The sequence below is a fragment of the Pseudomonas sp. GW822-FHT05A08 genome (assembly GCF_058800485.1).
The window spans coordinates 5,662,580-5,683,907 of sequence record NZ_CM179511.1 but is presented as its reverse complement, the minus strand read 5'-3'; the positions used below and the strand labels follow the sequence as shown (position 1 = coordinate 5,683,907).

Genomic DNA, 21,328 nt, shown 5'->3' with positions numbered 1-21,328 from the left:
ATCTTCACTTAAGGAAACCCGCGCCATGTTCAGCTTCACACGCTCCGCCCTGCTCGCCGCCCTGCTGTCTCTGGGGGCTGTCTGCGGGGCTTTCGCCGAGGACGGGGGCCAGGATGGATTGAGCGGCGCGCTGGGCCTGGGCATCGGTTACCAGCCCCATGACCCCAGCGGCAGCCGGCATGACACCGTGCCCTTGCCCTATGTCGATCTGGAGTGGGGCGATGTCAGCCTCGACACCGACGACGGCCTGACCTGGGACGCCTTCAAGGCCAAGGGTTTCAGCGCCGGGCCCTATATCAACTACTTGTCGGGACGCAACGCCAACGGCTCGCTGCGCGGCCTGCGGGATGTGCCGAACATGGCCGATGTCGGCGGCTACATCCAATACGCGCCGGACGACTTCTGGCGCCTGTTCGCTTCCCTCGGCAGCGCGGTGGGCGCGGGCTCCGGCCAGGGCGGCCTGCTGGGCAAGGTCGGCGGCGAAATCGGTTATCCCCTGGGCCTGGGGATCATCGGCAGCAGTAACCTCACCGCGCATTTCGCCGACGCCCGGCAGACCCAGACCTTCTTTGGCATCAGCGACGCCGAAGCCCAGGCGACGGGCATCGGCCGCTACAGCGCCGGCGGCGGTCTGCAGAACCTGACCCTGACCCAGAACCTGCAGGTGCCCCTGGGCGGCAACTGGTCGTGGATGACCAGCGCCAGCTGGATTCACCTGACAGGCTCGGCGGCCGACAGCACCCTGGTGCGCGAGCGCGGCGAAGTGAACCAGGGCCAGGTCCAGACCGCCCTCAGCTACCAGTTCTGAGGCCGGCAAGGCCTTATCACCGGGCTTGCGGGGCGACGGCGTTTTCCAGGCCGTCATCGCGGGCCAGCCTCGCTCCTACAAAAGCGCGGCTGAATACCTCTGCCGGCATGCGCTGTTTCTGTAGGAGCGAGGCTTGCCCGCGATGCAGGCGTAGCCTGCCTTTTGTGCTGTATTTCTCTCCGGTTATCTGGATGATCTCGGGGTTTTTCGCGAGCAAGCTCGCTCCTACAGGGAGAGCCTGTGTCATTGCTGTCGCGAACCGTTTCGTTATTACGTCTGAGAAATTGGTCCACCCTTTGCACTGGCAGCCATGAACCCACTTTTCAGGAAGTTCTTCATGGCTCGTCCCGCTTATCGCCTGCTCGCCCATTCGCTGTGGGACATCGTCCCGATCCTGATGGCCCTGGCGCATTTTTCCTTCGTCCTGTGGCTGGTGCTGGCCTTTCACAGCCTGTCCTGGTGGGTGATCCTGCCGGCGGCGTCGTTGTATGCGCTCAGCCTGTCGTGGAGCATCAACAGCATTTCCCACAACCAGATCCACAACGCCTATTTCAGCCTGCCGTGGCTGAACCGCGGCTTCGATCTGCTGCTGTCGGTGACCATCGGTTTTTCCCAGACCCTGTACCGCGATATCCACAACCGCCATCACCGTGGCAACTCGGATCGGCCCGGGCCGGACGGCACCACGATCGACCCGCTGTCGATCTACCTGCATGGCCGCAACGGCCAGCCGGACAATGTCTGGGCCTATACCTTCCTGAGTTTTTTCCGCGACGACCCCAAGGCCATCTACCAGGAAATGCAGCGCAAGCGCCCGGCGGACGCGCGTTGGGTCAAGGTGGAAATCGGCGTGACGGTATTGGCCTACGTGGCGCTGGGGCTATACGACTGGCATGCGCTGCTGGTGCTGCTGCCGTTCTGGTACCTGGGACAGTCGCTGTCCTCGCTCAACGGCTATTACGAGCACCTGGGCGGCAACCCGGACCTGCCGATCGCCTGGGGCGTGAGTAGCTACAGCCGGCTGTATAACCTGATCTGGATGAACAACGGCTACCACGCCGAACACCACTACCGGCCGAAGATGCACTGGACCCGGGTCAAGGCCTTCCACCGGGAGATCCGCGAACAGCAGCGGGCGGCGGGGGTGAAGGTGATTCCGCTGGCCCATGGCCTGGGCTTTCTGCTGAAACACCCCAAGCGCTGACACCCGCGCACCTGTAGCCGCTGCCGCAGGCTGCGATCGACCGGTACGGTCGTGGCATTCTGAAGACCGCAGGTTCGGCGGGAGATTGGGAACCAAGGCCCTGCGGGCCTTATCGCAGCCTCGTGGGCTCGGCAGCGGCTACAGGGGCGTTATGCGCCCCCATGTCCTAGGCTTCTTCGCCCTCGGCCAGCAGGGCGATCCCGCTGACTATCACCAGCACGCCGACCCAGTGCAGCAGGCTGATCTGCTCGCCCAGGCCCAGCCAGGAGCCGAGCAACACCACCACGAACACCAGCGAGCTCAGGGGGAAGGCCAGGGACAGGCTGCTGCGCCGCAGGATCAGCATCCACACGAAGAACGCGCCGATGTAGCAGGCAATCGCCAGCAGCACCCCCGGGTTGACCGCCACCGCGGCCAGCCATTGCAGGTTGAAATCCATCTGGCCCAGTTGGTCGCCGCCGACTTTGGTGGCGATCTGGCCGGCGCTTTCGAAGCCGATCAGCAGGGCCCAGAGCACCAGGGTGCCGAGGCGCCCGTGGAGCCAGCCGTGAGTCTGTGCAGTCATGAAATCTTTCCTTGTGAAGCGTTGAGGGGGCTCAGGTGCTGGCGACGCACACCAGCATCACGCCGAGGGTGATGACCAGGGTGCCCAGCCAGCGTCGGCGGCTGACGTGCTCGCCGAGAATCAGCTTGCCGGCCAGGACCACGCCGCAATAGGCCAGGGCCGCCGCCGGAAACAGCAGGCTCAGCGGCGCGCGGGACAGGGCTTCGAGCCAGACGAAAAACTCGATCACATAGGCGCCGATGCCGCACCACAGCAGCGGCGCGTTGAACACCTGGCCCCAGAAGGCGTTCAGGCGAAAACCGCCTTCCAGTTCCGGCAGGCGGTCCAGGCCGAGCTTGAAACAGAGCTGGCCGATCACGTCCAGGACAATGGAAAACGCCACCAGCAAGACAACGGTCAGGGTCACGGGAACAGCTCCTCGAACAGCGCCATCAGGGCTTCGTTGGTGGTCGAATTGCGTAGCAGGTCGGCCGCGCTCCAGCGTTCGGCCGGCGGTTGGTCGGAGCGTGCTTCCCAGCGCTTGAAGGCGTTGCTGAAGGCCGGCGCGGCGAACTCGCCGCAGATGTCGATACCGAGGATGCGCTTGCCCGCCGCCAGGCTGCGCAGGGCCTGCAGCAGGTGGCTCAGGCGCATGCCGCCCTGGTCCCAGTTGGTCGCGGCGTCGGCACTGGCCAGCACGTCCTTGTCGATGGTGATCCAGATCGCCTGGGTGGGCAGGCTGGCGATCAACTGGTCGAGGAAGGCTGGCCAGTCGAGCCCGGCCAGGTTGCGCCAGTGCAGGTGGTTTTCCTGCTGCTGGTGCCCGGCGCCGTCGCCGACCCGGCCCCAGACCTTGGAGGGCGCGTGCTCCCAGGGAAACAGCTGCAGCTTGCCGTGGCGCAGCGCGCCGAGGTTGCCGCCGCGCAGCTGCGGGTTGTGCAGGTCGTCGCTGCACGGCCCTAGGGTGACGATGCGCTGGATGTGCGGCAGCTGCAGCGCCCGGTTGACCCAGGAACCGCAGTGGCGGCGCGGCGCGAAGCGCACCCAGTCGGGGTGGTTGTCGAAGTGGATCAGGCTGACCGGCTGTTGCAGGTCGGCGAGGAAGGCCGGGGTCAGGTGGTGGTAGTCACCGGAGCCGACAAAGAAGATTTCCGGCTGCGGGCCGCTGTGGGCGGGCCTTTGCCGCAGGCGTTCGGTGAAGTGGCGGTAGGTGCGTTCGGTGGACCAGAGCCGCAGTTTCGGGCCCAGGTCCAGCAGGTCCAGGCGTCGCGCCTGGCCGCTGCGCAGCCGGCGCTGGACAGGCTCCTGGGCGGTCAGGCTGTGGTCGAGATCGAGAATGTTCAAAGCAGGATTTACCCATGGCAGCGCCCCTCGGAAAAGCCTGCGTCACAGGTCGCGGACGCAGGCAGAGCGGGCTTTACAGGGTAAATGCAAGGGACGGGCCAGGGCGCTGAACGGCACCTGTAGCCGCTGCCGAGCCCGCGAGGCTGCGATCGCCCCCGCAGGGGGCGCAGAGGTCTTGAGATCGCTGAAGACCTTCGGCCTTATCGCCGCCTGCGGCAGCGGCTACAGGGGGGGAGTCAGGCGTGGACGCGGACCCAGACGCTGACCAGCACGGTGGCGGCCATCAGCCAGGCCACCGCGGCCACTGCCAGGGAGGCTTCCAGGCGCAGGCGGTCGACCATCACGTAGAGGGTCGCCAGGTACACGAAGTAGGGAATGATCGACCACATGCCGAACAGGATTGTGGTCTTCAGGTCGTCGATGGAACGGCCCTTGCCGACGATGTAGTGGGCGATCAGGGCGAAGGTCGGGAACAGCGGCACCAGGCCGGCGATGTAGTAATTCCGGGTCTTGGCCAGGGCGGCGAGGATCACCACCACGGCGGCGCCCAGGCAGGCTTTGAGCAATAAATCCACGGTACTTCTCGCAGTCTGGTTAGTGGCTCAGGCCGTATTTCTTGACCTTGTCGAACAGCGTGGTCTTGGCCATGCCCAGTTCCTGGCTGGCCTGGGTCAGGTTGCCGCCGCTGCGTTGCAGGGCGTCGCCCAGCAGGTTGCGCTCGAAGGCCTCGACCGCCTCGGCAAAGCCCAGGCCCTGCGCGGCGTTGCCGCTGGACTTCTTGAACGCCGGCAGGCCCAGGGCAAAACGTTCGGCGACGTTGCGCAACTCGCGCACGTTGCCCGGCCAGTCGTGGCTCATCAGGTTCGACAGGGTCTGGTTGTCCAGCTCCGGTGCGGCGCGGTCGAAGCGCAGGGACGATTGCTGCAGGAAGTGTTCGAACAGCTGCAGGATGTCCTCGCGACGCTCGCGCAACGGTGGCAGCTCCAGGGTCACCACGTTCAGGCGGTAATACAGGTCGCTGCGGAACTGGTTGGCGCGCCCCAGTTCGTCGAGGTCGGACTTGGTCGCCGCGATCACCCGGCAATCCACCGCCACGCTCTGGTTCGAGCCCAGGCGCTCCAGGGTGCGCTCCTGCAACACCCGCAGCAGTTTGATCTGCAGGTTCATCGGCATGCTTTCCACTTCGTCGAGGAACAGCGTGCCTTCGTGGGCGTGCTCGATCTTGCCGATGCGCCGCTTGCCGGCGCCGGTGAAGGCGTTGGCCTCGTGGCCGAAGATCTCGCTTTCGAACAGGTTTTCCGGCAGGCCGCCGCAGTTGAGGGCGACGAACTGGTGGGTGTGGCGGCGGCTGAAATCATGCAGGCAGCGGGCGACCAGTTCCTTGCCGGTACCGGTCTCGCCTTCGATCAGCACGTTGGCCGAGGTGTCGGCGACGTTGGCGATCAGTTCCCGCAGGTGCTGCATGGCCGGCGAGCGGCCGATGATCCGCCCTTCGAGGGAGTCGCGCTCGGCCAGCTGGCGGCGCAGCGACGACACTTCCCGGGCCAGCCCGCGCTGCTCCAGGGCTCGGCGGGCGACGTCCACCAGGCGCTCGGGGGAGAAGGGCTTTTCCATGAAGTCATAGGCGCCTTTCTGCATCGCGCCGACGGCCATGGAGATATCGCCGTGGCCGGTGATCAGCACCACCGGCAGGCTGCGGTCACGGGCCTTGAGGCGGGTCAGCAGCTCCAGGCCGTCGATGCCCGGCAGGCGGATATCGCTGATGACGATGCCGGCGAAGTTGTCGCCGACCCGCTCCAGGGCTTCTTCGGCGCTGCCAACGCCGACGCAGGGAATGTCTTCCAGGGCCAGGGCCTGCTGGCAGCCGAGCAGGACATGGGGGTCGTCTTCGACGATCAGGACGGTAAGGTCGTTGTTCATAGCGGCTCGGCTTGTGTAGGGCTGACCAGGGGCAGGCTGAGGACGAAGGCGGTGCCGCCGTCGGCCGGGTGCTCGACGCCCAGGTTGCCACCCGTGGCGGCGGCCAGGCTGGCGGACAGGGTCAGGCCGAGGCCCAGGCCCTGCTCGCCGGGTTTGGTGGTGAAGAAGGGTTCGAACAGATGCTTGCGCGCCTCGGCGTCGATGCCGTGGCCGTTGTCGCGTACCCGCAGGCGGTATTTGCCTTCGACGCTTTCGCCTTCCAGCCACAGCTCCGGTCGCGGCTGGGCCTGCATGGCGTCCAGGGCGTTGCCGATCAGGTTGACCAGGATCTGCTCCAGGCGGGTCTGGTCGATCCGCACCTGGACTTCGTTGAAGTCGCGGTGCAATTGCAGCGGCAGGTTTTCCAGGCGTGCGTTGAGCAACTGCAGGGCAGCGTCCACGGCCTTGCCGAGGCTGGCTTCGCCCTGGTCCTCGCCACGACGGGCGAAGGAACGCAGGCTGGCGGTGATGCGGCCCATGCGGTCGATCAGTTCGTTGATGGTCTTGAGGTTGGTGCTGGCGGTATCCAGGGCGCCGCGCTCGAGGAAACGCACGGTGTTGCCGGACAGGGTGCGCAGGGCGGCCAGCGGCTGGTTCAGTTCATGGGCGATGCTGGTGGACATCTGGCCGATGGCGGCGAGCTTGCCGGCCTGGACCAGTTCGTCCTGGGCGCGGCGCAGGGTTTCCTCGGCCTGGCGGCGCTCGCGGATCTGGCCCTTGAGCCGTTCGTTGCTGGCGCGCAGGTCGCTGGTGCGTTCGGCGATCCGCCGTTCCAGCTGGTTGTTGGCTTCCTGCAGGGCTTCGCGGGCGGCGAGGCGGGTGGCGATGACCTTGCGCCGCTCGTTCCAGGCAATCAGCAGGAAAGCCACCAGGGCGAAGGCCACGGCCACCAGGATGCCCTGGTTGATGGCTTCGCGGCGCAGGTCCTTGAGCGGGGTCAGCAGGGTGAAGTTCCAGGGCGTATCGCTCAGGGGCCGGGTCTGGGACAGGTAGCTGATTTCCTTGTCGTCTGACACCAGCTCGGTGTTGGCCGGGAAGGTCAGCTTCTCCACGCCTTCGGCCAGGCGTTCGCGGGCCAGCGGCTCCAGTTCGTTGAGGGTGAACCAGTAATACTGCAGGCTGCGCGCCAGGCGCTCCTTGGTGTCGTCGCTCAGCGGGCGTACCGAGCGGAGGCGCCGGGCCGGGTCGCTGGAGAGGATGATGATGCCGTTCTCGTCGCTGACGAAGCCTTCCAGGCGGGCGCGTTGCCAGCGTTCTTCCAGGGCCTCCAGGCGTACCTTGACCACCGCCACGCCGATGATCTTGCCCTGTTCTTCCAGGCCGTGGGCCAGGTAGTAGCCGGGCTCGCCGTTGGTACTGCCGATGCCGTAGAAGCGCCCAGGCTGGCCGCGCACGGCATTCTGGAAATAGGCCCGGAACGACAGGTCTTCACCCAGGTAGCTGTCGACGTCGCGCCAGTTGCTGGTGGCCAGCACGCGACCGGTGGTGTCCATCACGTAAATGGCCCGACTGCGGCTGCGCCGGTTCAGGCCTTCGAGGTAATTGTTGACGGTCTGCCGGTGCTCCGGCGTCGGGTCGTTGAGCAGCAGCGACACACTGGATTCGAGTTCCAGCAGGCTGGGCAGGTAGGTGTATTTGCTGATCTCGCTTTCGACCGCGCGGGCGTGCAGTTCCAGCTGGCGTTCGCCGTTCTCGCTGAGGCTGCGGATGCCGTAATGCTCGCTGATCCAGAAGCCGACGTAGCCCAGGCCGATCATCAGCGCGATGACCAGGGGCGGCAGGAACAGGTGGCGGATCAGACGGGGTTTCACGGCGAGTGATGGCGGCGCGGCGCGATAAAGAGTGGGGTCGCATTTCATCACAGATGCCTTGGGTCAACCACTGCACGATTCCTGTAGCCGCTGCCGCAGGCTGCGATAAGGTCCGCAGGACCTTCTTCGGATCCGAAGAGCACGTCTCCTTCGGAGCCGATCGCAGCCTGCGGCAGCGGCTACAGGCTGTGCTTTAGTGCTGCAGGATTTTCTCGAGGAAATGCTGCGCACGCTCGGAGCGGGCGTTGATGTCGCCGAAGAATTCCTCTTTCGGGCAGTCTTCGATGATTTTGCCGGCGTCCATGAAGATCACCCGGTCCGCGACCTTGCGGGCGAAGCCCATTTCGTGGGTCACGCACATCATGGTCATGCCTTCGTGAGCCAGTTGCACCATCACGTCCAGCACTTCGTTGACCATTTCCGGGTCGAGCGCGGAAGTCGGTTCGTCGAACAGCATGACGATCGGGTCCATCGCCAGCGCGCGGGCGATCGCCACACGCTGCTGCTGGCCGCCGGACAACTGGCCCGGGTGCTTATGGGCGTGGGCGGACAAGCCGACGCGTTCCAGCAACTGCAGGCCTTTCTTGGTGGCTTCTTCCTTGCTGCGGCCCAGCACCTTGATCTGCGCGATGGTCAGGTTTTCGGTGATGGTCAGGTGCGGGAACAGCTCGAAGTGCTGGAACACCATGCCCACGCGCGAGCGCAGTTTCGGCAGGTTGGTCTTCGGGTCGGCGATGGAGGTGCCGTCGACCACGATGTCACCTTTTTGGAACGGCTCCAGGGCGTTGACGCATTTGATCAGGGTGGATTTGCCGGAGCCGGACGGTCCGCACACCACGATCACTTCGCCTTTCTTGACCTCGGTGCTGCAATCGGTCAGCACCTGGAAGTCCCCATACCACTTGTTGATGTTCTTGATAGAGATCATACGGCAAACCTTTTTTGCAGACGCTTGACCAGCAGCGAGGCGGCAAAGCTGATTGTGAAATACACCAGACCGGCAACGATCAGGAACTCATTGGAGCGGCCGATGATGTCGCCGCTGGAGCGCGAAGCATTGAGGAAGTCCACCAGGCCCACGGTGTACACCAGCGAGGTGTCCTGGAACAGGATGATGCTCTGCTGCAGCAGCAGCGGGGTCATCTTGCGGAACGCCTGGGGCAGGATGATCAGGCGCATCATCTGGCCATAGCTCATGCCCAGTGCCTGGGCGGCGCCCATCTGGCCCTTGGGGATCGACTGCACGCCGGCGCGGACGATTTCGCAGAAGTACGCCGCTTCGAACATCATGAAGGCCACGATGCACGAGCCGAACGCGCCGATCGGGGTGTCTTCGCCGGTGATCCAGCGCAGCACGAAGGGGACCGCCAGGTAGAACCAGGTGATCACCAGCAGCAGCGGGATGGAGCGGAAGTAGTTGACGTAGACGCCGGCGATGTTCGACAGCAGCTTGCTGTGGGACAAGCGCATCAGCGCCAGGATGGTGCCGAGGACGATCCCGCCGACGACGCCCAGGGCCATCAGCTTGAGGGTCATCAGCATGCCGTTCCACAGGCCGGGAATGGCCGGGACGACGCCAGTGAAATCGAATTCCATTATTTGCCCCCCACGGAGATCAGGCCGGGCACTGCGACTTTCTTCTCGACCATGCGCATCAGCAGCATCAGGCTCATGTTCAGGGTGAAGTAGATCAGCGTGGCCAGGGTGAAGGCTTCAAACAGGTTGGCCGAGAATTCGGCGGTCTGCTTGGTCTGCGCCAGCAACTCCATCAGGCCGATCAACGAGGCCACGGAGGAGTTCTTGAAGACGTTGAGGAATTCCGAGGTAAGCGGCGGAATGATGATCCGGTAGGCCTGGGGCAGCAGCACGTTCCAGTAGATCTGCGGCAGCTTGAAGCCCATGGCGCGGGCCGCGGATTCCTGGCCGCGTGGCAGCGCCTGGATACCGGTGCGCACCTGTTCGCAGACACGGGCGGCGGTGAACAGGCCCAGGCACACGACGACGCTCAGGTAGGCCGAGGTGGTCGGGTTGAGGTCCTGCTTGTACCAGTCCTGCAGGTTTTGCGGCAGCAGGTCCGGCACCAGGAAGTACCAGATGAACAGCTGAACCAGCAGCGGTACGTTACGGAAAATCTCCACGTAGACGGTGGCGATGCCCGACACCAGGCGGTTCGGCACGGTACGCATGACGCCCAGGATCGAGCCCAGCAGCAGTGCGACGATCCAGGCCACCACGGCGATGGCGATGGTCCAGCCCAGGCCCGCGATGTACCAGTCGAGATAGGTCTCGCTGCCCACGCCGGTGGACTTGAAGAACACGCTCCAGTCCCAGTTGTAATTCATTAGGGTCTCCCCTCTGATCGATCGATGTACAAGCACCCGCTTGGGGAAATCCGTTCCCGCCTGGATGACGCCCAGGCACACGCGATCGGCTCGACAACCACCGGTTCGAGTGTTTCCAAAAAAAGCCAGCAGGTAGTGACAGGCTCCTGAAAGGGCCGCGCCCTTTCAGGAGACAAGGTTAGTCAGGAATCAGGACTTTTTATCGTCAGCCGCTTTGTCGGTCGGGTTGGCGATCAGGGCCTTGAGCTCGTCGCTCATCGGGAACATCAGGTTCAGGCCTTTTGGCGGAATCGGCGACTGGAACCATTTGTCGTAGATCTTGTTGATCTCGCCCGACTTGTAGGTGGCGACGATGGCGTCGTCCACGGCCTTCTTGAATGGTGCGTCGCCCTTGCGGACCATGCAGCCGTAGATTTCGTAGGATTGCGCGGTACCGGTCACAGCCCAGTCGGTCGGTTTGCGGGCCTTGGCCATTTCACCGGCCAGCAGCGCGTCGTCCATCATGAAGGCGACGGCGCGGCCGCCTTCGAGCATGTTGAAGGACTCGCCATGGTCCTTGGCCGAGATCACGTTCATGCCCATCTGCTTGTCGGCGTTCATCGCCTTGAGGATGCGCTCGGACGTGGTGCCGGCGGTGGTCACGACGTTCTTGCCCTTCAGGTCGGCGAAGTCCTTGTAAGGCGAATCCTTCTTGGACAGCAGACGGGTGCCGATCTCGAAGATGCCGACGGAGAAGTCGACCTGCTGCTGACGCTCGACGTTGTTGGTGGTGGAACCGCACTCGACGTCCACGGTGCCGTTTTGCACCAGCGGGATACGGGTCTGCGAGGTAACCAGGTTGTATTTGACCTTGAGATCCGGCATGTCGAGGTCTTTCTTGATGGCTTCGACGATTTTCAGCTGGATGTCGTGGGAGTAGCCGACTGGAACGCCGGATGCATCCGCGATGTAGGAGAACGGAATGGAAGCGTCGCGATGTCCGAGGGTGATGGTGCCGGAGTCTTTGATTTTCTTCAGCGTGCCGGTGAGTTCGGCGGCGACCACTGGAGTGCTAATCAGAGCAGCAGCAATGGCTGCGCCCAACAGATGGGGAACGATGCGCATCAATATTTCCTCGACATTTGTTTTTTTTATGAAGCCAGTTCGACGGCTCTCTTATACAGCGAATGCCTTGACGGCTCCTGATGTGTGTTGGCCCATCAGGCATTCGTCGAAGAGTGTAGAGCATGAGTCGTGCCAGGCCAGCTGATCCGTATCAAGACCTTGATTTGAAAGGCTATTAAATATTTATGGCGGATATTGTCGGCGGTCTTTATCCGGTTATCCGAATTGACCCGAAAGTCGCGTTCGGAAAACCGAATGCCCAGCAGGGCCGGGCTCATTCCCGTAGGAGCGAGGCTTGCCCGCGATGGCATCACCGCGCTGATCCTGTTGCACCGCGTTGCGCGGATCGCGGGCAAGCCTCGCTCCTACAAAAGCTGCGGCCATGAAAAAGCCCCCGGGCCATGTGGCGCGGGGGCTTCTTTATAGGACGGGCGATCAGGCGGCCTCGATCTTCGCCCGGTTCTGCTCGACCTTCTGCAGGTAGTGCTGCAGTTTTTCCTGCTCTGCCGGGGTCGTGAACAGCCCCAGCTTGCTGCGGCGCCACAGGATGTCCTGGGCATTGACCGCCCATTCTTCGCTGCACAGGTAATCGACTTCACGGGTGTACAGGCCGCCACCCAGGTGCTCGCCCAGGTCGCTCAGGCTGTGTACGCCTTCCAGCAGGCGCCAGGTGCGGCTGCCGTAGCTGGTAGCCCAGCGGCGGGCGATTTCGCTGGGTACCCAGTCGAACTTCTGGCGAATCGCTTCGGCCAGTGCCTGCGGGGTGCTCATGTCTTCGCCGCCGGGCAGGGTCGAGTGGGCGGTCCAGCTCGGCTTGATGCCCTTGAAGAACGGCGTTAGCTGGGCCATGGCCGATTCGGCCAGCTTGCGGTAGGTGGTCAGCTTGCCGCCGAACACCGACAGCAGCGGCGCTTCGTCGGCATTGCCGGACAGCGCCAGGGTGTAGTCGCGGGTCACGGCCGACGGGTTGTCGGATTCGTCGTTGCACAGCGGGCGCACGCCGGAGTAGGTGTGCACGATGTCCTGGCGGCTCAGCTGCTTTTTGAAGTGGGCGTTGACCACTTTCAGGATGTAGTCGGTTTCGCCTTCGGTAATCGCCACCTTCGCCGGGTCACCGGTGTACTCGCGGTCGGTGGTGCCGATCAGGGTGAAGTGGTTCAGGTACGGAATGGTGAAGACGATGCGCTGGTCTTCGTTCTGCAGGATGTGCGCATGTTCGCCTTCGTACAGCTTCGGCACGATCAGGTGGCTGCCCTGGATCAGGCGGATGCCGTAAGGCGAATCCAGCTTCAGGTCATCCTTGATGAACTTGGCGACCCATGGGCCGGCGGCGTTCACCAGGGCCTTGGCTTGAATCGAGAACAGGCTGCCGTCGGCGCGCTCCAGGTGCAGGTGCCACATGCCCTTGCTGCGGCGGGCGCTGATGCAGCGGGTCTGGGTGTGCACGTGGGCGCCTTTTTCGCGGGCGGCCATGGCGTTCAATACCACCAGGCGAGCGTCGTCGACCCAGCAGTCGGAGTATTCGAAGCCTTTGGTGATCTCGGCTTTCAACGGGCTGTCGGGACCGAACTTGAGGCTCTTGGAACCGGCGAGTTTTTCCCGCTTGCCCAAGTGGTCATAAAGGAACAGGCCGGCGCGGATCATCCACGCCGGACGCAGGTGCGGGCGGTGCGGCAGGACGAAACGCATCGGCTTGACGATATGCGGGGCCTTGGCCAGCAGCACTTCGCGTTCGGCCAGGGCTTCGCGCACCAGACGGAATTCGTAATGTTCGAGGTAGCGCAGACCACCGTGGATCAGCTTGCTGCTGGCCGAGGAGGTATGGCTGGCCAGGTCGTCTTTTTCGCAAAGGAACACGGACAGGCCACGCCCGGCGGCATCGGCGGCGATACCGACGCCATTGATCCCACCACCGATCACGGCAATGTCATAAAGCTCGGCGAGAGGGGGCGCGGGCAAGGTGGAAGTGGGCATCGACTGGCCTCGTGTTCTTCTGGTATTTGAAATCGAACATTAATGTTCATTTGCGAAAATACTAGCGCAGAAACACGCCGACAGCCAGTGAGGTTCGATTGAAAAAACTCATCGAAAGGCAGGGAAAGGAAAATTTACGAACATTGTCGGACGCAAGGCGTCCACGGCTTGCGGAAGGGGGATCTGTAGCCGCTGCCGAAGGCTGCGATCGCGCCCGAAGGGGGCGCAGGATCTCCAGTTCGCTGAAGGCCTTCGGCCTTATCGCAGCCTGCGGCAGCGGCTACGCGGGGAGGGGGTCAGACGACTTCCAGGCGAATCTTGTGCTGCTGCAGCAACTGGGTCAGCGCCGGAACCGGCTGCTGGTCGGTGACCAGGCAATCGATCAGGCTGATGGGGCCGAGGCGGATCATGGCATTGCGCCCGAACTTGCTGGAGTCGGCGGCCAGGATCACCTGCCGGGCATTGGCGATGATTGCCTGGGACACCCGCACTTCCTGGTAGTCGAAGTCCAGCAGGCTGCCGTCTTCGTCGATACCGCTGATGCCGACCAGGGCGAAGTCGACCTTGAACTGGTTGATGAAATCGACGCTGGCCTGGCCGACCACGCCGCCATCGCGACGCACATTGCCACCGGTCAGCAGCACGTCGAAGTCGTCCTTGGCGCTGAGCATGGAAGCCACGTGCAGGTTGTTGGTGATGATCTTCAGGTGGCTGTGATTGAGCAGCGCCCGGGCAATGGATTCGGTGGTGGTACCGATATTGATGAACAGCGAGGCGTGATCGGGGATCTGCGCGGCGATGGCTTCGCCGATGCGTTGTTTCTCATCGCGCATCTGGTCGGCGCGCATGGCGTAGGCGGTGTTTTCGACACTGGAGTCGTAGGCTGCGCCGCCATGGTAGCGACGCAACAGGTTCACTTCCGCCAGTTGGTTGATATCGCGGCGGATGGTTTGCGGTGTAACGACGAACAGCTGGGCCATTTCCTCGATGCTGACATAGCCGCGTTCGCGGACCAGCTCGAGGATTTGCTGCTGACGGGGAGGCAGATTCATGGGGCTTCCTTTGGGCTGCCATGCAAAATTTGCCCATGATGCCGCAGGAATCTACTCCCGACCAGTTACAACCCGATACGAATCCGCGACTTGGCTTATTCAGCGCCTTCGTGCGGTTCCCAGTCGCGGGTGCGGCTGACGGCTTTTTTCCAGCCGGCGTAGAGCTTTTCCTTCTCGGTTTCGGCCAGCTGTGGTTCGAACTCGCGCTCGATCACCGCCTTGCCGCGCAGCTCTTCCAGGCTGCCCCAGAAACCGCAGGCCAGGCCAGCCAGGTAGGCCGCGCCCAGGGCCGTGGTTTCGCGCATTTGCGGGCGCTCGACCTGGGTGCCGAGGATGTCGGCCTGGAACTGCATGAGGAAGTTGTTGGCCACCGCGCCGCCGTCCACGCGCAGGGCCTTGAGGCGCTCGCCGGAGTCCTGCTGCATGGCGTCGAGGACGTCGCGGGTCTGGTAGGCGATCGACTCCAGCGCGGCGCGGATGATGTGGTCCACGCGCACGCCACGGGTCAGGCCGAACAGCGCGCCACGGGCGTAGGGGTCCCAGTACGGAGCGCCCAGGCCGGTGAAGGCCGGGACCAGGTACACGCCGTTGCTGTCCTTGACCTTGCTGGCGAAATATTCGGTGTCGTGGGCGTCGTTGATGATCTTCAGTTCGTCCCGCAGCCACTGCACGGTGGAACCGCCGTTGAACACCGCGCCTTCGAGGGCGTAAGCCACTTCGCCGCGAGGGCCGCAGGCGATGGTGGTGAGCATGCCGTGCTTGGACTTGACCGCCTTGTCGCCGGTGTTCATCAGCAGGAAGCAGCCAGTGCCGTAGGTGTTCTTCGCCTGGCCCGGCTCGACGCACATCTGGCCGAACAGCGCGGCCTGCTGGTCGCCGGCGATACCGCCGATGGCGATGCCGCTTTTGGTGCGGCCGTAGATTTCCGAGGACGACTTCACTTGTGGCAGCATTTCCCGCGGGATATCCAGCACTTCCAGCATCTTCGCATCCCACTCCAGGGTGTGGATGTTGAAGAGCATGGTGCGCGAGGCGTTGGTGTAGTCGGTGACGTGGGTCTTGCCGCCGGTGAATTTCCAGATCAGCCAGCTGTCGACGGTGCCGAACAGCAGTTCGCCGTTGCGCGCGCGTTCGCGGCTGCCTTCGACGTTGTCGAGGATCCACTTCAGTTTGGTGCCGGAGAAATACGGGTCGGTGACCAGGCCGGTGGTGTCGCGGATGTACTCTTCCAGGCCGTCACGCTTGAGCTGCTGGCAGATCTCGGTGCTGCGGCGGCACTGCCAGACGATGGCGTTGTAGATCGGCCGGCCGGTGGTCTTGTCCCAGACCACGGTGGTTTCACGCTGGTTGGTGATGCCGATGGCGGCGACCTGGTCATGGTGCAGGCCGGCTTGCGCCAGGGCCTCGACCATCACCGCGCTCTGGGTGGCGAAGATTTCCATCGGGTCGTGTTCGACCCAGCCGGCTTGCGGGTAATGCTGGACGAATTCGCGCTGGGCGGTGCACACAACGTTGGCGTCGCGATCGAAAATGATCGCGCGCGAGCTGGTCGTACCCTGATCGAGGGCAATGATGTAGTTCTTATTCTGAATGTCGGTCATGTCGATTGCCTTGGACAAAAATAAGGAAGTGGGCAAGAGGCGCAGGTCGGGGTTGGGCAGGACCTTGCGCCGCCGGTTTCAAGAAGTTCTTACTTTGCCGTCAATGGCTTTTTCGGCATCCGTTGGAGCAGGGGCGACGGTTGGCAGGTGGCGGGCAATCAGCCCGCGGTAAGCCACGGCGCCGAGGCAGGCACCGATAATCGGCGCGAAGATCGGAACCAGGAAGTACGGAATGTCGCGGCCGCCGGTAAAGGAAATCTCGCCCCAACCCATGAAGAATGTCATCAGTTTAGGGCCAAAATCCCGCGCCGGGTTCATCGCGAAACCAGTCAGCGGCCCCATCGCGCTGCCGATCACGGCGATCAGCAGGCCGATCAGCAGCGGCGCCATCGGGCCGCGCGGCAAGCCGTTGTTGTCGTCGGTCAGGGACATGATCACGCCCATCAGGATCGCGGTAATCACCACTTCGACCAGGAACGCCTGGGCGGTGGACAGCGCCGGGTTGGGATAGGTGGAGAATACCGACGCCAGTTCAAGGCTGGCCTGGGAGCCGCGGACCATCTGGTGGGCTTGTTCGTAATCGAAGAACAGGTTGCTGTACAGCGTGTAGACCAGCAGCGCCGCGCAGAAGGCGCCGGCGATCTGGGAGACGATGTAGAACGGCAGTTTGCGTTTCTCGAAGTCGGCAAAGATGCACAGCGCGATGCTGACCGCGGGGTTGAGGTGCGCGCCGGAAACGCCGGCGGTGAGGTAGATCGCCATGCTCACGCCGATCCCCCAGATGACGCTGATTTCCCACAGGCCGAAGCTGGCGCCCGCGACCTTGAGCGCGGCGACGCAACCGGTGCCGAAGAAGATCAACAAGGCTGTACCCAGGAACTCGGCCATGCACTGGCCGGAGAGCGACGGTTGTTGTAACGCAGTTGTCATGGAAAACCTCGGTTTTTGTTGTTGTCTGGCACTGGCGTGAAGGGCGCCGAGCGTGATTTTCACCGTCGGCAGGATCCCCATCCTGGACGCGGCTTACTGCTGGGTACGGCTGTTGGATCTACCACATGATATTCGCAAACGAAAAAATATAGACAAGAAACATTACTGTCAAAGGTCGAAAGTGAACCATTAGTCATTTTATAACTATCAGTCATGTGAATGATCCTGCGGGAAGCGCATGGGTTTTGCGCAAAAGGCGCGGCCAGCCTGGTGCCGGCGGCTGCCGGGACTGAGGTATGGGCCCTGGAATAGAGCCTTTTGCTGGCGGATATCCTAGAATCGCCGGTGTTCTTTTCCCTGCCTATGGAGTTGCCATGACCCCTGCACTGGATCTGCTGAAAAAAGTTCGCGCCGAACATCGGGTGCACAGTTATGAACATGACCCGAAGGCGGCCTCCTATGGTCTGGAGGCAGCGGAAAAGCTTGGCCTCGACCCGGCGCAGGTGTTCAAGACACTGTTGGCCAGCAGTGAAAAGGGCGAATTGCTGGTGGCCGTGGTGCCGGTCGTCGGAAGTCTCGACCTCAAGGCCCTGGCGCACGCGGCGGGGGTGAAAAAAGCCGAGATGGCCGACCCGGCTGCGGCGCAGCGAGCGACCGGTTACCTGCTGGGCGGGATCAGCCCCCTGGGCCAGAAAAAGCGCCTGCGCACCTTTATCGATAACAGTGCGCAACCTTTTCCCAGCATCTTCGTCAGCGCCGGTCGGCGTGGGCTTGAGGTCGAACTCTCGGCTGCCGTGCTGGCCGAGCACACCCAAGCGGCATTCGCCGATATCGGGCGCGACTGACCGCCAGTGCGCCGATAAGTATCGGCGCTGTATGGCAAAAAATAACTTTCTCTGTGGCTGTCGGCGTCAGGACGGGCAGCCCCATGCTTGCGCGGCATGTTCAAGGAGAATTGTTTATGCAGCTTGAGTTTCATCAGGTCGATGCATTCAGCGATCGTCCATTTAGCGGCAACCCGGCGATGGTCTATCGACTGCCGGCCTGGCCGGCTGATGAGTTGATGCAGAACATCGCCGCCGAGCACAACCTGGCGGAGACCGCTTTTGTCGTGCGCGAGCCTCAAGGCTGGCGTATCCGCTGGTTTACCCCGACCACCGAAATCGCCTTGTGCGGCCATGCCACCCTTGCTAGCGCCCATGTGCTGTTCGAGGTGTATGGCGAGCCGGGGCCGCGTATCGACTTCATCTGCCAGTCGGGCTCCTTGAGCGTCAGTCGCGAAGGCGCGCAGCTTTGGCTGGATTTCCCGGTTCGCGCGCCGCGCGCGATCGATGGCCGCGAACAGCTGGAGCGCGTTTTGGGCACGAGGGTCGTGGCGTTACTGGGGGCTAACGAGTTGTTCGCGGTGCTGGAGTCCGAGCAGGCGGTGCTCGACTGTCAGCCGGACATGGCGGCGTTGGCCAAGTTGCCCTGGCCTGGCGCGATCGTGACCGCGCAGGGCAACCAGCATGATTTTGTCTCGCGCTATTTTGCGCCGGCCATTGGCATCAACGAAGACCCGGTCACCGGCTCGACCCACTGCGCCCTGATTCCGTATTGGGCCGAACGCCTGGGCAAGACGAGCCTGACGGCTTATCAATGCTCGAAGCGCGGAGGGGCGTTGTTCTGTCGGCTGGAAGGGGAGCGGGTGAAGATTGGCGGGCAGGCGACGCTGGTGGCCAGTGGCAAGCTGTTCCTGGATTGAAAGCGCAGGCGCCGGTTGAGCGGCGCCTGCGGTATCCGCTGGATCAGTGGGCGCTGCTGTAGCGGCGAACGCCCGATTCAGCTTGTGGCAGCTGCGCCGCGGTGCTGCCGGAGGCCTGGAACAGCACCAGGTGTTCGGCGGCGACGCGGATTCCGACGTCAGCGCCTATCAGATGATCGGCATGGCTTGGGAAGATCGACTCGAGCTGGCTGCCGGTCGGCAGTTGTAGGCGGTACAGGGTCGACGCGCCCTGGAAACTCTTGCCGACGATCCGCGCCTTGAGGTCGCTGTCCGGTGCATAAACGATGTCGTCCGGGCGTAGCAGTACATCCACCGCGCCGCCGGGCGGCCAGGTGTAGGCACGGTTGCCGCGCAGTACGCCGAGTTCGGTTTGCACCGATTCCGGGCTGTCCAGCTGGCCGCGAATGAAATAGCCCTGGCCGATAAAGCTCGCCACGAACGGCGTCAACGGTTCGTGATAGAGGTTGTACGGCGTGTCCCATTGCTCCAGGCGGCCTTCCTTGAACACTCCGACGTGATCGCTGACGGCGAAGGCTTCTTCCTGGTCGTGGGTCACCAGAATCGCACTGGTGCCCCGCGCCTTGAGGATGTCGCGCACTTCGTGACTGAGCTTGCGCCGCAGTTCGCCATCGAGGTTGGAGAAGGGTTCGTCGAGCAGCAGCAACTGCGGCTCCGGCGCCAGGGCCCGGGCCAGTGCGACGCGCTGTTGCTGGCCGCCGGACAGCTCATGAGGGAAGCGCTTGCCGAGGTTCTTCAGGTTGACCAGTTCCAGCAGCTCCTCGACCACCCGGTTCTTCTGCGGGTGCTTGCGGATGCCGAAGGCAATGTTGTCCGCCACGCTCAGGTGCGGGAACAGGGCGTAGTCCTGGAACACCATGCCGATCCGCCGGCGCTCCGGCGCCAGGGTGAAGCCGGCGCGGGAGATGGTTTCGCCGGCCAGCTGGATTTCACCTTCGTGCACCGGCTCGAAACCGGCAATCGCGCGCAGGGTGGTGGTCTTGCCGCAGCCGGAGGAACCAAGCAGGCAACCGATATCGCCGGCGTTGAGGTGCAGGTTGAGGTTCTGCACGACCCGTTGGTCCTGGTAGCCGCAGGCGAGATTGCGCAGGTTAAGCAGTAATGGCTGGCTCATGCGTGGTGGTACGCCGGCTCGACCAGAAACTCGAGCAGGGCCTTTTGTGCGTGGAGACGGTTTTCTGCCTGGTCCCACGCCACGGAGCGTGGATCGTCCAGCAGGTCGAGGCTGATTTCTTCGCCGCGGTGGGCGGGCAGGCAGTGCATGAACAGCACGTCTTCGGCGGCCAGGTCGAGCAGCGCGCGATTGACCTGGAACGGCGCGAACAGCTTGAGGCGCAGGGCGGTTTCTTCTTCCTGGCCCATGGAGGTCCAGACATCGGTGCTCACTAGGTGGGCGCCGATCACCGCGTCTTGCGGATCGCGCACGATGCTCACCCGGTCGCCGGCGCGGGCGACGAATTCAGGGTTGGGGTCGTAGCCTTCAGGGCAGGCGATGCGCAGTTGGAAGTCGAACTGGATCGCCGCTTCTATATAGCTGTTGCACATGTTGTTGCCGTCGCCGATCCAGGCCACGGTCTTGCCCTGGATCGAGCCGCGGTGTTCGAGGAAGGTTTGCATGTCGGCCAGCAACTGGCACGGGTGCAGGTCGTCGGACAGGCCGTTGATCACCGGTACGCGGGAGTTGGCCGCGAACTCGGTCAGGGTGCTATGGGCAAAGGTACGGATCATCACCGCGTCGAGCATGCGCGACATGACGATGGCGCAGTCGCTGATCGGCTCGCCGCGACCCAGTTGGGTGTCGCGCGGGGACAGGAAGATTGCCTGGCCGCCGAGCTGGATCATGCCGGCTTCGAAGGACAGGCGGGTGCGGGTAGACGACTTCTCGAAAATCATCCCGAGAACGCGGTTTTTCAGGGGCTCGAAGAGTACGCCGCGGTTACGCAGGTCCTTCAGCTCGATGCCTCGACGAATCACGCTGACCAGCTCTTCGGGCGTGCAATCCATCAGGGAGAGAAAGTGCCTTGCGCTCATCATTAACTACCTTTTTGCAACAGACCGCAGATACTCAAAGCCTTGTTTTATCGAGAAACGGGCGAGACCTGCGGCGAAAGCCGCACGGGGCGACGAAATAGGGGAAGGCGCGATCTTATAATTAAATGTCGCGTCTTACCAATAGCAGGCTTGGTTTCTAAGGCTTTCACCACTTGCAGAGAGTGGCCTGGGCCAAAAAAGTGGGCCATTCGTGACGTTTTACAGCATGTTCAGATGGGCCCAGTCGGATGTGGAGCCGATCCACTTTGCATAGGTCCGCAGCAGCATTTGTACACTGCGCCTCGGCCGCTTTGCAACGCGCCTCGTGGCGCATGCCGCTATCAGGCATATGGCTGGCGCGGGCTGGGTTTTTCTCTGCCGGGCTCTTGGGCACTTCGAGCAGGGCGAGAAATGGAAAGGCTCGCGGCAGGGGATCTCGGCAGAAATATTTCCTCAGGCAAAGGGCTGGGGTTATAAATGCGCACCGGCAACAGGGAAGTGCTTGGAATGGACTCGAAAGAACAGCAACTGAAGACACTGTTGGGGTTGACGACGCGAACCCTGACCGACCTGACGGCATCGATCACCTCGATGTCCTTCGAGTTGCTACGCAGCGAGGACAGCACGACGCGCAACGCCGCGCGACAGATGATCGAGCGCATGCTGACCATCAGCAGCAATCTCGATGAGCATTGGCGGCTGCTTGCCGAATTCAGCGGGGTGCAGGGCGGTGAGGCGTCGATGGACGGCATGACGCCGATCGCCCGGCAGGACGATCCACCGAGGCTGCCCTCCAACTGAGTCATCGGCTGGCTTGATGCTTGCCGATTCACAGGATGAA

The 21,328-nt window shown here is 63.1% G+C and carries 22 protein-coding genes; 5 read left to right on the top strand and 17 right to left on the bottom strand.

Features of this window, described 5'->3' with window-relative positions; translation table 11 throughout:
- The first annotated feature begins 25 nt into the window (after positions 1–25).
- Positions 26–808, top strand: coding sequence for a MipA/OmpV family protein (locus AC3RCP_RS25550; RefSeq protein WP_492570778.1), 783 nt, complete (start codon positions 26–28; stop codon positions 806–808).
- A gap of 16 nt (positions 809–824) precedes the next feature.
- Here the strand turns inward: AC3RCP_RS25550 and AC3RCP_RS25545 are convergent, their stop codons facing one another.
- Positions 825–1,025 carry a hypothetical protein gene (locus tag AC3RCP_RS25545; RefSeq protein ID WP_492570779.1) on the bottom strand — a complete coding sequence of 67 codons (201 nt, stop codon included), beginning with the start codon at positions 1,023–1,025 and terminating at the stop codon, positions 825–827.
- 120 nt (positions 1,026–1,145) lie between these two features.
- On the opposite strand from AC3RCP_RS25545, the gene AC3RCP_RS25540 reads away from it, so the two are divergent.
- Entirely contained in the window at positions 1,146–2,012 is an 867-nt protein-coding gene (locus tag AC3RCP_RS25540) for a fatty acid desaturase family protein (RefSeq protein ID WP_101338952.1), read from the top strand.
- A gap of 166 nt (positions 2,013–2,178) precedes the next feature.
- Here AC3RCP_RS25540 and AC3RCP_RS25535 read toward each other — a convergent pair whose 3' ends face one another.
- The 14 genes from AC3RCP_RS25535 to AC3RCP_RS25470 form a co-directional block, all read right to left on the bottom strand.
- Positions 2,179–2,577: a DMT family transporter gene (locus AC3RCP_RS25535; RefSeq protein WP_053262460.1), complete on the bottom strand. Its 399-nt coding sequence runs from the start codon at positions 2,575–2,577 to the stop codon at positions 2,179–2,181.
- Between the two features lie 31 nt (positions 2,578–2,608).
- Complete coding sequence (locus AC3RCP_RS25530; RefSeq protein WP_053262459.1) at positions 2,609–2,983, bottom strand: DMT family transporter; 375 nt, start codon at positions 2,981–2,983, stop codon at positions 2,609–2,611.
- A complete protein-coding gene (locus tag AC3RCP_RS25525) occupies positions 2,980–3,900 on the bottom strand; it encodes an arginase family protein (RefSeq protein WP_007927145.1) in 921 nt (306 codons plus the stop codon). The genes AC3RCP_RS25530 and AC3RCP_RS25525 overlap by 4 nt, the downstream gene beginning before the upstream one ends.
- A gap of 236 nt (positions 3,901–4,136) precedes the next feature.
- A complete protein-coding gene (locus AC3RCP_RS25520) occupies positions 4,137–4,466 on the bottom strand; it encodes a GlpM family protein (RefSeq protein ID WP_162136174.1) in 330 nt (109 codons plus the stop codon).
- Positions 4,467–4,494: 28 nt separating this feature from the next.
- Positions 4,495–5,820 carry a two-component response regulator AauR gene (gene aauR / locus AC3RCP_RS25515; RefSeq protein ID WP_053262457.1) on the bottom strand — a complete coding sequence of 442 codons (1,326 nt, stop codon included), beginning with the start codon at positions 5,818–5,820 and terminating at the stop codon, positions 4,495–4,497.
- Positions 5,817–7,718, bottom strand: a complete 1,902-nt coding sequence (gene aauS / locus AC3RCP_RS25510; protein WP_007927142.1) for a two-component sensor histidine kinase AauS — start codon at positions 7,716–7,718, stop codon at positions 5,817–5,819. Before aauS ends, aauR begins: the two co-directional genes overlap by 4 nt.
- A gap of 145 nt (positions 7,719–7,863) precedes the next feature.
- Entirely contained in the window at positions 7,864–8,598 is a 735-nt protein-coding gene (locus AC3RCP_RS25505; protein ID WP_007927141.1) for an amino acid ABC transporter ATP-binding protein, read from the bottom strand.
- Positions 8,595–9,266, bottom strand: a complete 672-nt coding sequence (locus AC3RCP_RS25500; protein ID WP_007927139.1) for an amino acid ABC transporter permease — start codon at positions 9,264–9,266, stop codon at positions 8,595–8,597. The genes AC3RCP_RS25505 and AC3RCP_RS25500 overlap by 4 nt, the downstream gene beginning before the upstream one ends.
- On the bottom strand, positions 9,266–10,012 hold the full coding sequence (locus AC3RCP_RS25495) for an amino acid ABC transporter permease (RefSeq protein ID WP_009045378.1): 747 nt from the start codon (positions 10,010–10,012) through the stop codon (positions 9,266–9,268). The genes AC3RCP_RS25500 and AC3RCP_RS25495 overlap by 1 nt, the downstream gene beginning before the upstream one ends.
- A gap of 189 nt (positions 10,013–10,201) precedes the next feature.
- A complete protein-coding gene (locus tag AC3RCP_RS25490) occupies positions 10,202–11,116 on the bottom strand; it encodes a glutamate/aspartate ABC transporter substrate-binding protein (protein WP_007927135.1) in 915 nt (304 codons plus the stop codon).
- A 435-nt stretch (positions 11,117–11,551) separates the two neighbouring features.
- Entirely contained in the window at positions 11,552–13,090 is a 1,539-nt protein-coding gene (gene glpD, locus AC3RCP_RS25485; protein ID WP_492570780.1) for a glycerol-3-phosphate dehydrogenase, read from the bottom strand.
- A 296-nt stretch (positions 13,091–13,386) separates the two neighbouring features.
- Positions 13,387–14,142 (bottom strand): DeoR/GlpR family transcriptional regulator, encoded by a 756-nt coding sequence (locus tag AC3RCP_RS25480; RefSeq protein WP_007922413.1) that lies wholly within the window; start codon positions 14,140–14,142, stop codon positions 13,387–13,389.
- Between the two features lie 95 nt (positions 14,143–14,237).
- Positions 14,238–15,743 carry a glycerol kinase GlpK gene (gene glpK, locus AC3RCP_RS25475; RefSeq protein ID WP_009045375.1) on the bottom strand — a complete coding sequence of 502 codons (1,506 nt, stop codon included), beginning with the start codon at positions 15,741–15,743 and terminating at the stop codon, positions 14,238–14,240.
- 78 nt (positions 15,744–15,821) lie between these two features.
- Positions 15,822–16,673 (bottom strand): MIP/aquaporin family protein, encoded by an 852-nt coding sequence (locus AC3RCP_RS25470; protein WP_492570781.1) that lies wholly within the window; start codon positions 16,671–16,673, stop codon positions 15,822–15,824.
- A 374-nt stretch (positions 16,674–17,047) separates the two neighbouring features.
- Here AC3RCP_RS25470 and ybaK point away from each other — a divergent pair, with 374 nt between their 5' ends.
- Both ybaK and AC3RCP_RS25460 read left to right on the top strand, forming a co-directional pair.
- A complete protein-coding gene (ybaK, locus tag AC3RCP_RS25465) occupies positions 17,048–17,518 on the top strand; it encodes a Cys-tRNA(Pro) deacylase (RefSeq protein WP_007922416.1) in 471 nt (156 codons plus the stop codon).
- Between the two features lie 116 nt (positions 17,519–17,634).
- Positions 17,635–18,417, top strand: coding sequence for a PhzF family phenazine biosynthesis protein (locus tag AC3RCP_RS25460; RefSeq protein ID WP_492570782.1), 783 nt, complete (start codon positions 17,635–17,637; stop codon positions 18,415–18,417).
- Positions 18,418–18,460: 43 nt separating this feature from the next.
- On the opposite strand, the gene AC3RCP_RS25455 is transcribed toward AC3RCP_RS25460, so the two are convergent.
- Positions 18,461–19,570 carry an ABC transporter ATP-binding protein gene (locus tag AC3RCP_RS25455; RefSeq protein ID WP_007922418.1) on the bottom strand — a complete coding sequence of 370 codons (1,110 nt, stop codon included), beginning with the start codon at positions 19,568–19,570 and terminating at the stop codon, positions 18,461–18,463.
- Complete coding sequence (gene argF / locus AC3RCP_RS25450) at positions 19,567–20,487, bottom strand: ornithine carbamoyltransferase (RefSeq protein WP_009045370.1); 921 nt, start codon at positions 20,485–20,487, stop codon at positions 19,567–19,569. Before argF ends, AC3RCP_RS25455 begins: the two co-directional genes overlap by 4 nt.
- Positions 20,488–20,994: 507 nt before the next feature.
- Here argF and plzR point away from each other — a divergent pair.
- On the top strand, positions 20,995–21,288 hold the full coding sequence (gene plzR, locus AC3RCP_RS25445) for a PlzR type 4 pili assembly inhibitor (protein ID WP_101338947.1): 294 nt from the start codon (positions 20,995–20,997) through the stop codon (positions 21,286–21,288).
- Positions 21,289–21,328 lie beyond the last annotated feature (40 nt).